The 9,726-nt window shown below is 46.8% G+C and carries 14 protein-coding genes; 5 read left to right on the top strand and 9 right to left on the bottom strand.

All coding sequences use genetic code 11. The features are described 5' to 3' along the window. Positions 1-42 precede the first annotated feature (42 nt). Together Q0241_RS12905 and Q0241_RS12900 are read right to left on the bottom strand one after the other, a co-directional pair. Positions 43-456 (bottom strand): hypothetical protein, encoded by a 414-nt coding sequence (locus tag Q0241_RS12905; protein WP_299378082.1) that lies wholly within the window; start codon positions 454-456, stop codon positions 43-45. Further along, positions 457-1,116, bottom strand: coding sequence for a class I SAM-dependent methyltransferase (locus Q0241_RS12900; protein ID WP_299378079.1), 660 nt, complete (start codon positions 1,114-1,116; stop codon positions 457-459). Between the two features lie 283 nt (positions 1,117-1,399). Here Q0241_RS12900 and Q0241_RS12895 point away from each other — a divergent pair, with 283 nt between their 5' ends. Both Q0241_RS12895 and Q0241_RS12890 read left to right on the top strand, forming a co-directional pair. Continuing rightward, on the top strand, positions 1,400-1,828 hold the full coding sequence (locus tag Q0241_RS12895) for a hypothetical protein (protein WP_299378076.1): 429 nt from the start codon (positions 1,400-1,402) through the stop codon (positions 1,826-1,828). Between the two features lie 16 nt (positions 1,829-1,844). Continuing rightward, positions 1,845-2,063 (top strand): helix-turn-helix transcriptional regulator, encoded by a 219-nt coding sequence (locus tag Q0241_RS12890; protein ID WP_366941180.1) that lies wholly within the window; start codon positions 1,845-1,847, stop codon positions 2,061-2,063. A gap of 147 nt (positions 2,064-2,210) precedes the next feature. Here Q0241_RS12890 and Q0241_RS12885 read toward each other — a convergent pair whose 3' ends face one another. The 4 genes from Q0241_RS12885 to Q0241_RS12870 all read right to left on the bottom strand — a co-directional run bounded on the left by Q0241_RS12885 (position 2,211) and on the right by Q0241_RS12870 (position 5,160). Then, positions 2,211-3,221 (bottom strand): zinc-binding alcohol dehydrogenase family protein, encoded by a 1,011-nt coding sequence (locus Q0241_RS12885; RefSeq protein ID WP_299378071.1) that lies wholly within the window; start codon positions 3,219-3,221, stop codon positions 2,211-2,213. A 63-nt stretch (positions 3,222-3,284) separates the two neighbouring features. Continuing rightward, positions 3,285-3,656, bottom strand: a complete 372-nt coding sequence (locus tag Q0241_RS12880; RefSeq protein WP_299378069.1) for a cupin domain-containing protein — start codon at positions 3,654-3,656, stop codon at positions 3,285-3,287. Beyond that, complete coding sequence (locus tag Q0241_RS12875; protein WP_299378067.1) at positions 3,653-4,756, bottom strand: alkene reductase; 1,104 nt, start codon at positions 4,754-4,756, stop codon at positions 3,653-3,655. The genes Q0241_RS12880 and Q0241_RS12875 overlap by 4 nt, the downstream gene beginning before the upstream one ends. A 2-nt stretch (positions 4,757-4,758) precedes the next feature. Continuing rightward, entirely contained in the window at positions 4,759-5,160 is a 402-nt protein-coding gene (locus Q0241_RS12870) for a hypothetical protein (protein WP_299378064.1), read from the bottom strand. A 113-nt stretch (positions 5,161-5,273) separates the two neighbouring features. Between Q0241_RS12870 and Q0241_RS12865 the strand changes: the two genes are divergently transcribed. Continuing rightward, entirely contained in the window at positions 5,274-6,185 is a 912-nt protein-coding gene (locus Q0241_RS12865) for a LysR family transcriptional regulator (protein ID WP_299378061.1), read from the top strand. Here Q0241_RS12865 and Q0241_RS12860 read toward each other — a convergent pair. Genes Q0241_RS12860 through Q0241_RS12850 form a run of 3 tightly spaced genes read right to left on the bottom strand, consistent with a single transcriptional unit; the run spans position 6,182 to position 8,372 of the window. Next, positions 6,182-6,634 (bottom strand): GNAT family N-acetyltransferase, encoded by a 453-nt coding sequence (locus Q0241_RS12860; protein WP_299378058.1) that lies wholly within the window; start codon positions 6,632-6,634, stop codon positions 6,182-6,184. The two genes, Q0241_RS12865 and Q0241_RS12860, sit on opposite strands and share 4 nt — an antisense overlap. A 5-nt stretch (positions 6,635-6,639) precedes the next feature. Beyond that, complete coding sequence (locus Q0241_RS12855; protein ID WP_299378055.1) at positions 6,640-7,758, bottom strand: saccharopine dehydrogenase NADP-binding domain-containing protein; 1,119 nt, start codon at positions 7,756-7,758, stop codon at positions 6,640-6,642. After that, complete coding sequence (locus tag Q0241_RS12850) at positions 7,746-8,372, bottom strand: DUF4166 domain-containing protein (protein ID WP_299378052.1); 627 nt, start codon at positions 8,370-8,372, stop codon at positions 7,746-7,748. The genes Q0241_RS12855 and Q0241_RS12850 overlap by 13 nt, the downstream gene beginning before the upstream one ends. Before the next feature lie 154 nt (positions 8,373-8,526). Here Q0241_RS12850 and Q0241_RS12845 point away from each other — a divergent pair, with 154 nt between their 5' ends. Both Q0241_RS12845 and Q0241_RS12840 read left to right on the top strand, forming a co-directional pair. Further along, complete coding sequence (locus Q0241_RS12845) at positions 8,527-8,991, top strand: DUF2269 domain-containing protein (protein ID WP_299378049.1); 465 nt, start codon at positions 8,527-8,529, stop codon at positions 8,989-8,991. A 66-nt stretch (positions 8,992-9,057) separates the two neighbouring features. After that, positions 9,058-9,540, top strand: coding sequence for a PAS domain-containing protein (locus Q0241_RS12840; RefSeq protein ID WP_299378046.1), 483 nt, complete (start codon positions 9,058-9,060; stop codon positions 9,538-9,540). Positions 9,541-9,726 lie beyond the last annotated feature (186 nt).

Raw genomic sequence — 9,726 nt, 5'->3', positions numbered from 1 at the left:
CAATTTCTTTTCCTGATTATATTCGTTTCATGTGCGTTGAGTTTAATGAGTTAAGCTGAATGACCAGCTTTTTGCGCTGCATTCAAATGCGTAATCTCGGAAATAAAATAAGAAATTATCCAAAGAAGCATTATGGTTAGCGTGGTATTGCCATGGCGTATTATTTTGTTGTTCTTTGAAATCACCTTCTACAAGGTAAAACTCTCCCCAACTCGGGGCTAACGTGCTAAAGCGACATTCTCCTCTATACCATGCTTCATCGTTAATGTCAGTAAAGCGGAAGCGTGAACAATCTGAAAATTGCAAACAGCCTTTGTCACCTTCATTGTAAATTTCGAATTGATATGGATTGAGAAAAAAGTGAAGTTCCAAAACAGATTTTTTCAATTCTATCTGTGGGGTTGGGGCGTTGGGTTCAGCATTCCATCCTTGGTTAAGCTTGATAAATTTCATCATCTATTTTTGCGCTACAATAAACACTGAATGGCTTTTTTCCGGTTCCCAGGAACTGATGATTTCAAAGCCTGCATTGGTGATGCATTTTTCCAGATGTTTGGCGGAGAAGAATTTTACCAGTGGCATAAAGCCGAACAGTCTGCCGATGGGCACGACTAGTTGCAGGAGTTTCATAATACCAGTTAGGCAGACGGTGCTGCTGATAAAATAACCGCCGGGTTTGAGCATTTTATGGATGTTGGCGATGGTGGCTTCTTTGTCGTCGAGCAGGTGAAGCACGCTGTGGGTCATGATGATGTCATAGGATTGGTCCGGGGCAGTGAAAGTATCAATGGCTGCCTGATCAAAGGTGACGTTTGTTATGTTCTCTTTCTCGGCCTTGTCCTGTGCAATCTCTAGCATCTTTTGCGAAATATCAACGGCGCGGATATGTTTTACAAAAGGTGCGTGAATAAGGGCCGTTGAGCCTGTGCCACAGCCAAGCTCCAGAACGTCCATGTCAGGTGTGAAATAGCTTTGTGTGATTTCCAGCTTCTTTTCATAAGCGGCTTGATTGGAGATAGTAGATTTTGAATAGCGATCTGCATTCTTGTCCCAAAATTTCGCAGAGGGTGAATTTGTCCTTGTTGATGCCATCGGCGGAGATTTTTGTGCTGTCATATTTTTTCCTCTGTACGTTCTTTTGCTCTGATACTTTGTTACTGTGGCCTTTGTAATCAGGCCTGTCTGATATTCCGAAGCGCGATATTTTCGGTATGATTTACTGAACCTCACCCTTGATCGCGATCGTTCGTACTGTGACTTCATTTTAAAATCGAGTCAAATATATTTGACTCGATGAATGATTTGTTTAACATTGTGTCGTAAATATAAGACATGTTTTGTGGTGGTACTTAAAAGAGATGACGGGAAGATGATAGCGATGTCACAACAGGAAAGAAGAGTGGGTGTTTCCCTTATAACCACGTTGATTATGTTTGGGGTATTTGGCTTTTATATGTTCGGCTTCTATCAGGACGGGGCGATGGACGGGCCGGATGGATATCGTTTGATCGGGAAGAGTTTCTTTGTTCTTGTGGGTGGTGGCATTGTGGTTAGCATTGTGGTGCATATCCTCTTTACCATTATTCATGCCATTGTGACCAAGGACTATGAGCCGATGATGAATGACGAGCGGGATAAGCTGTTCGACCTTAAGTCCATGCAAATCATCCTGTTGGTTTTCAGCTTTGGGTTTCTGGTATCCATGGGTATCTTGGCGCTGGACGTTCTTGCGCCTGCACTGGTTTTCTTGTTGATCATTTTTTTCATGTTTATTGCCAACGTCATTGGTGATCTGGTCAAGCTCTTCCTCTATCGCGGGGGAATCTGAAATGGTTAAAAGGGAAATGGTGAAGGGGCAGATTACCAACAATATTCGCCGATTACGTTTTGACCACGATGAAATGACGCAAAAGGAATTGGCGGGAAAAACCGGCGTTTCTCGACAGACGATTGTGGCGATTGAAAAGGCGAAATACTCACCGTCGCTAGAGCTGGCTTTTCAAATCGCCCACGTGTTTGATTGTTCGCTTGGGGATGTTTTTTCTTACGAGATCAATGAGTGAAGGATCTCTGGAATGTAATTTCAGGAGTGGTTGGGAAGAGATCAGAAAGAGCTGTCTTTTTCTAGGTGTTGAAAAAAAACGGCTCGCCTTTTCAAGCGAGCCGTAAGGGCAGGGTAATATAAACTACTGTTCGTTACTGTTCTCGGCCTAAAAACCTTCCAGAACAATTTTTCCCTTCACATTACCCGCTTCGATCAAGGCATGGCTTTTTCGGATGTTCTCGGCGTTAATGGGGGAGAGGATATCGGATACTGTTGTCCGGATATGCCCGGCATCAATCTCTTTGGCGACGTGGCTCAAGAGCATGTGTTGCTCGATCATATCAGGCGTATTATGCATGGCACGGGCGAACATGAACTCCCAATGTAGGCTGGCAGCCTTCATTTTCATGCCCGCCATCGGCATTGGTTGATCCGTGTCATCAATAGTAACAATACCACCTTGGGGGCGGATTAACTCGACGGCTGTTTCCCAATGGCGCATGTCGTTAAAGATGGCAATGTGATCCACATGCTCCATACCAAGGGCGCGAACCTGTTGAACCATATCTTCACGGTGATTGACGACGTGATCGGCCCCAAGTTCTGTAACCCAAGCTGTGGTTTCCGGGCGAGAGGCTGTTGCGATCACCTTTAGGCCTGCGCGTTTGGCAAGCTGGATACCGATAGAGCCAACACCGCCCCCGGCACCAATGATGAGAATGCTCTCATCTTTGTTTGCGCCGTTGGGATCAATAGACAGACGATCAAAGAACGCTTCGTAGGCTGTGATTGTGGTTAGGGGCAGGGCGGCAGCTTGGGCATGAGACAGAGATTTAGGTTTGTGCCCGACAATACGTTCATCAACCAGCTGAAATTCAGCATTGGTGCCTGACCTGGTGATATCTCCGGCGTAGTAAACCTCGTCACCGACCTTGAACAATGTAACGTCTTCGCCAACGGCTTCAACGACACCACTGGCGTCATAGCCAATGACACGCGGGGTTTCTTCGATGGTGTCCTTGGGGGCGCGGACTTTGGTATCAACGGGGTTAACGGCAACGGCCTTGACTGAGACAAGGATATCCCGGCCCGCTGGTGTTGGTTTTTCAAGCTCCGCATCAAAGAAAGAATTGGGATCTTCGATGGGAAGGTAATGGGTTAAAGCAACAGCTTTCATTTTGTGTTTCCTTTTCATGTCAGGTGTTCTTGATCGTATTGGGAGGTGCGACTTTCTTGAGGTTTAGATTGTCTTTAGACCAAGGTTGGGATCAACGATGGAATTAAACTCAACCGTTACAAAAACCAGTGGCGTGTCGCCGCTATTGGTCAGATCGTGCACAAATCCGGTTTCCGGGGTTAGGTCAGGGAAATGCTGGGTATCTCCGGCTTTATAGGTAATGGCAATTTCCCGACCGTCATCAAACCGGGATAGTCCTGTGCCATCTGTCAGGACCGTCCAAAAATAAGGATGGTCGTGACGATGGGGTTTTATGGTTGCTCCGGGATCTAATCGTAGATGCCAAACTGTCATATCATCGGTGGTGAGAACGCGTTCGGTACCGATGTTACCATTTTGCCAACCCGCCAGAGTTTCTTCTGGGGATAAGGTCATGATGCCTCTTTCCAAGCGGGGTAGTCGCTATAGCCTTTTTCTGTGCCGCCAAAGAGAGTGCCGCCGTCAAAGTCGGCAAGCGGCAAGTTGTTGGCAAACCGATGCGGCAAATCCGGGTTGGCAATAAAGGGACGTCCATAGGCGATGATATCTGCCAATCCATCAGAAATAATCTGTTCACCACGCTCTTTGGTGTATTTTCCGGCAACGATAATCTTACCGGAATAAAGGGCGCGCAGTTGGTGGCGGAACCGATCTGGTACTTGCGGGGCATCGTCCCAATCTGCTTCGGACAAATGGATATAGGTTAGGCCTATCCGGTTGAGTTCTTGGGCTGATTTGAGGATGACATCAATAATTTCCTCGTCAGCCATATTGCGTTGGGTGATGTAGGGGGACAAGCGGATGCCTGTCCGGTCTGCGCCTATTTCATCCGCGATAGCTTCGGCAACTTCGACCAGAAAGCGAATGCGATTTTCCTGTGATCCACCGTATTCATCCGTACGGTGATTTGATGAGCGGCGTAGGAACTGGTCAATCAAATAGCCATTGGCACCGTGAATTTCAACACCGTCAAAACCTGCAGAAATTGCATTGGCTGCGGCTTGTCGGAAGTTGTTGACGATGGCGGCGATTTCGTGTTTTTCCAGTGCACGGGGGGTCGGGCAATCAACCATGTTTCCCTCGCCAGTGGCCGGGTCAACAACCCAGACCTGAGCATCAGGAGACAAGGCCGAAGGGGCAACTGGCTTGCCGTCGGCATGAAAGCTTTCGTGGCTCATACGCCCGACGTGCCATAGCTGCAGGAAGATACGTCCGTCTTTTTTGTGAACGGCATTGGTGACAAGTTTCCAGCCATCTATATGGTCATCGGAGAAAATACCAGGGGTGAAGGAATACCCCTGGCCCTGTTGAGAAATCTGGGTCGCTTCACTGATAATCAATCCTGCGGATGCTCTTTGTGCGTAATATTCCGCCATGCGTGCGTTGGGGATGTTGCCGGGTTGTGTCGTCCGGGCACGGGTCATCGGCGACATGGCAATTCGGTTTGGCAGAATTGCCGGGCCAAGAGAGAGAGGCAGGAAGAGAGCGCTGGTCATGTTTATATTCCTTGTTCGTCATCAATAAAATCGTGGGCAGAAGCGGCGAATACTGCTTCTAGAAGGGGGCCACAGGGCGTGCGAAAGAAAAGCCGTCGTTCTTCAATTTCAGGAAGATCCATACAGCTATAACGGACGCCTAGTTTGCGAAGTTTCTCCTTGAATTCCTGATAGCCGTGTAATCGGAAGGCAACATGATCAAAAGCTTCTGCAGCACAGTCGATACCGTGACCATGGGACCCGATCAGATGGACGATTGGGCGATTATCTGAATAGAGCCAGTGACCGGGTATGCGTTTAATAGTCTGGGGGCGTTCACGCTCTTCCAAATCAAAGACACTGAGAAAGAAGTCACGTGTGACCGCAAGATTCCGGGTGCGTATGGTGATATGATCAAGTTGCATAAGGGGCTTTTCCTTTCGTGATTATCAAATAGCACTTGCTATGTCGTCTGATAATTGCGCAAAATTCGAAATGATATTTTGGAAATTCCGAATAATGCAAAGGTCCCGACATTATGGATCTGGATAATCTGACGCTGTTTTTGCGTATTGTGGAAAAGGGCGGAATGGCCGCTGCCGGGCGTGAACTTGGGTTGTCTCCGGCAAGTGTTTCAGAACGCCTTGCTGCGCTGGAAGCTTACTATGGGGCAAGCCTTTTAACACGGACGACACGCTCGATCAGTTTGACGGATGAGGGGCGTGAACTTGTGTCGGGTGCCCGGCGTATTTTGGCCGAAGCTGACGAGGTTCAATCCCGCATCAAGCTTGGCGTGGAAAAGATTTCGGGAACCATCCATATCAGTGCCCCAATTGATCTGGGGTATAACCGGATTGTTCCTTTGCTGGACAGCTTTATGGAACAGCATCCTGAAATCGGTATTAATCTGACCCTGACCGATGGATATGTTGATCTTGTGGGGCAAGGGCTTGATTTCGCGATACGCCTTGGGGTTTTAGCTGACAGTTCACTCCGTATCAAAAAGCTGGGGGCTAACAGACGCGTGGTGTGTGCGTCGCCTGATTATCTTGATAGGAATGGTACCCCCGGCCATCCGGAAGATTTGATCCACCACAATTGCATCTTGATGAGGTTTGGCAATCAGGTTGATCATGCGTGGCGCTTTGATGTTGAGGGGCGGCAAAAGAAGTATTTTGTCCGTGGTAATCGTACGGTGAATGATGGGCATCTGGTCAGAATCTGGTGCCGTGCCGGACACGGCCTTGCGTTGAAATCTATCTGGGATATTCAAGATGATCTCAAATCAGGGGCTTTAATGCCTGTTTTGGAAGATTTTGCCGCGGTGCCTGCTGCGCTTCAGATTGTTTACCCCGACGGCGCAACTCAACCCCGCCGTGTTCGTTTTTTAATCGACCATCTCGCGGATTGGTTCGCGCATAATCAGGTAACATTACCAACTGTCAGCTAACTGAGATCAATAAACATTTTGGGGAGCATCCTGTCTTGCACCTCGGAAGGAACTTCGCCCACGCGTTTGGCACCCATGGCTTTGTAAAAACCTTCGGCATAAATATCTGCAATTGCAGTAAGGTTCGGCCAGCCAAGGGTTCTGGCCTCTGTCAAAAGAAGGTCAAAAGCCTGTTTGCCATAACCTTTCCCGATATTTTCTGGTAACAGCCAGAAATTATCAATCATCGGCACCTCTTTCCATAACAGACTGCCCATACCAATGACTTCCTCGTCTTGCTTGATAAGGAATGTGTGGGATTCTTTCAGGTATTCTTCTGTGAACTCTTCTTCGAAAAAGATCTTACATTTATCCAAGAAATCCTGAGGGTAGTCCCAATGGCTTTTTGACCTCAGAGCAATCGAAGGCAAAAGTGGGAGGTCTTCGCGGCAGGCAGGAACAAGTTTCATCAGACTTAATCTTCAAAGATACGGATATGAAAGGGCGCAAGTTCTTTTAGGTAGTCGTTCAGGTTAACCAAGCCAACACAAGGCATGGCACCTGATGGGACACTTTCACCACGAATAATCTTTTTCGCAAGGATAATGGCCGGAATTGTTGGGATTTGTGGGCCGTCGCCGTCCAGCCCAATAATGAACCATTTTTTTGTCAGCGCCTGACCGTTGTTATCCTTACCTTTGAGGATGATGTGCATACCACCGTCACTGGTGCCAAAGATGTTGAACCAGTTACTGAGCTTGAGCAAAGAGGCAGCATGTTTTTCAAGTTCCAGCGGTATGCCCCAACGGATAAACCACGAAAGACCCCAAAGGCCGAGGTGGAGCAAGCTCAGTTCCATACCTGCTGAAAATTGCACAGACTTGATGTTGTACTGTGACGGTAAAAGATCGAGATCGGGAATATCACAGTTTGCCATCCAGCGTTTGCCGAGCATGGGGAATTCTTGGCGATAAATATCCTGCCAACCGTAGCGGGGAGTTGATGTCCCTTGCGCAGGAGAGAGTTTTTTGCCCAGATAACTGAGTATACCTTGTGTCGTGGCCTGACCGCGTTCGGCACCCTGTCCGGGGGAAATACCATAGATCATTTGGTCTATTTCAGAAAAATGGCTTTTGTATTTCTCCAATACAGCAGATGAAAGCCCGGGGACGGTTGATGCGCCTGAAATAACTGGAATACCTGCTGCATTGGCTTTGTCGTTTAAGGCTTTAATGCCCACAACAAAATCCCGCCCATCAGCAAGATCAATGTAGGGAACAGACGCGTCGATACAGGTTTCAGCAACATCGTAGTTACTGTTCTGGAAGGGGCCACAGGTATTGATAACAACAGTTGGGTTAAGGCGATTCAATTCAGCGGCTAGATCCTTATTTACGTCAAAGCATGCTGTTTGCGTTAATTTTGATGGAAGCTGACTTGCAAAGTCATTGGCTTTTTCTGCATTTCTGCCCGCGATAATAACCGGGATGTTGTCTCGGGTTAGGGCCGAGGCAATGCGCTTGCCAAAATTACCATACCCACCAAGGATAAGAACTGTCCGCTCAGTTTTGGGAGGTACTTTTACTTGGGGCATTCGACTTCCGTGATTTTAAAATTACCAGCATAGCCAAAGGTTGGCCCGAAGAGGGCATGCTTGGCATGGGTCCACATAGAGAAAGTGTCATCAGAAAGCGGGGTTTCTTCGGCATAACCATTGCCCATTATCCATGAGAACGGCAGGGGAAGTAATTTCCCAAAGATCTGCCAGACATAGCCTTTGTGGCGCAGGATAACCTTTTTGCCATCCCACTCATACGCGAGTTTCCAACCGATGCCAAAGCGCATGAATTCTACCAAAATGTTGTTTTCAATCTGTTCCATACGAGAGCGAAAGGTAATATCGCCATGGTCTGGAAAGTGAAAGGTGCGATCAAAATAAAAGGGTGTATTAGATGTCGAAGAACTGCCTTTATGATCACTCCTAAAAACAACGGTAACGGGGATATTTTTGCCAGAGTAGGCGAGAAGCATGCCGCTGATCCGTGCCATAAGGCTAACCATTGGTGATATTTTTATATCTAGTCTTCCTTTGACCACAACACGATCATGACTATTCGAGCGCACGGCGTAGTGCTTTTTCATCACGGGCGGAAGACCGTCCCAATCTTTGCCGAAGACAGATTTAAATATTGGGTCTCCTGCAGACACTTTTTGCTCCGAACTATGGTGTTGGAAAGGGAATTGAAAGTTAAGTTACTTTAGGCTGGATTTTGTTTGCTGGACAAGTCAAAAACAAACTAATACTTCAAGTGCTTATGCGCATTGATGTTGAGAGTTGTGGCGAGATAAGGTCAATAAACTAATGGATTATGAACTCCTGAAATGGATACATATCTTAAGCTCGACAATTCTCTTTGGTACAGGGATTGGCAGTGCATTTTATATGTTTATGGCTAACCGTAGCAAAAATTTATCGGCGATGTATTTTGCAGTGCGTCATGTGGTTATCGCCGATTGGCTGTTTACAACGCCTTCTGTGATTATACAGCTTCTTTCGGGAATTGGACTTCTTGTTACCACGGGCTATGATTTAAGTGATACTTGGGTTTTGTGGGGTATTATTCTTTATTTGTGCGCGGGTTTTTGCTGGCTTCCGGTGGTATGGATCCAAATTCGGATGCGGAATATGATCAAGGTGGCGCTGGAGAGTGATACAGATGTACCTTCGGAGTATTGGGTATTTGATCGTTGGTGGATTTTATTAGGGTCTCTGGCATTCCCTATGATTGTAGTTGTTTTCTATTTGATGGTTTTCAAGCCGGATTAAACAAGGATGTGCTATACTGACCTGAAATGGGGTATGTTTGTTTGCTGTGCAGTAGGATGAAAATAAGTGCAAGCCAGATCGAGTTTCGATAACAGTTTATGCCTTGAAGCTTCTCATCTTGTTAAGTTGTTTGATTATTGGCAATCTTTACCTCGAGCTAAAGAATTACCAACCCGTGCAGATATTGACCCACAAGCAATACCATCATTGCTTCCTTATTGTGAACTGATTGATGTTCATCATGATCCCCTTGATTTTGAATATCGTCTTGTTGGAACCCTGATTGATGAGATCTCAACTCAGAGCTACACGGGGCTGCGGATCAGTGAAATTCCTACGCAAAATCCACCTAGCCTGATGTTTGCGCTATATGAGCGCGTTCTCCAAGAAAAAAAGCCGGTTCGAACTATTCTACCTTATACAGGCATACTCCCTGGCATCAAAGATGTGGAAAGCATTGTTTTACCCTTGTCCGGTAATGGTGATGATGTGGATATGTTACTTGGTGGTATCGCCCTTAGAGCCCCTGACGACGATAGTTTTGACTGAAATTGTCTCGGCTCATTTGCCCTGAGATCCTTCGCATTAATTAAACGAAAAGATGTTTTGATTTGACCTACGTCAAAGCCTGAATATCCCATTCGTTCTATTGTTGTGTCTGTAGATGATAGCAACAAGGGAGTGGGAATGTCACAGCACACACCGCATGAACTCGCAGAGGAATTTCCAGAGCTT

The organism is uncultured Kiloniella sp., from assembly GCF_937128705.1.
Classification (GTDB): Bacteria; Pseudomonadota; Alphaproteobacteria; order Kiloniellales; family Kiloniellaceae; genus Kiloniella.
Note: the sequence above shows the minus strand (reverse complement) of the source record. Positions and strands in the feature narration are given on the sequence as shown.

Bases quoted from the DNA above. Each gene is read 5' to 3' on its own strand.
- Q0241_RS12905 (WP_299378082.1), bottom strand. From the start codon at position 456: ATGATGAAATTTATCAAGCTTAACCAAGGATGGAATGCTGAACCCAAC.
- Q0241_RS12900 (WP_299378079.1), bottom strand. From the start codon at position 1,116: ATGACAGCACAAAAATCTCCGCCGATGGCATCAACAAGGACAAATTCA.
- Q0241_RS12890 (WP_366941180.1), top strand. From the start codon at position 1,845: ATGGTGAAGGGGCAGATTACCAACAATATTCGCCGATTACGTTTTGAC.
- Q0241_RS12885 (WP_299378071.1), bottom strand. From the start codon at position 3,221: ATGAAAGCTGTTGCTTTAACCCATTACCTTCCCATCGAAGATCCCAAT.
- Q0241_RS12880 (WP_299378069.1), bottom strand. From the start codon at position 3,656: ATGACCTTATCCCCAGAAGAAACTCTGGCGGGTTGGCAAAATGGTAAC.
- Q0241_RS12875 (WP_299378067.1), bottom strand. From the start codon at position 4,756: ATGACCAGCGCTCTCTTCCTGCCTCTCTCTCTTGGCCCGGCAATTCTG.
- Q0241_RS12870 (WP_299378064.1), bottom strand. From the start codon at position 5,160: ATGCAACTTGATCATATCACCATACGCACCCGGAATCTTGCGGTCACA.
- Q0241_RS12865 (WP_299378061.1), top strand. From the start codon at position 5,274: ATGGATCTGGATAATCTGACGCTGTTTTTGCGTATTGTGGAAAAGGGC.
- Q0241_RS12860 (WP_299378058.1), bottom strand. From the start codon at position 6,634: ATGAAACTTGTTCCTGCCTGCCGCGAAGACCTCCCACTTTTGCCTTCG.
- Q0241_RS12855 (WP_299378055.1), bottom strand. From the start codon at position 7,758: ATGCCCCAAGTAAAAGTACCTCCCAAAACTGAGCGGACAGTTCTTATC.
- Q0241_RS12845 (WP_299378049.1), top strand. From the start codon at position 8,527: ATGGATTATGAACTCCTGAAATGGATACATATCTTAAGCTCGACAATT.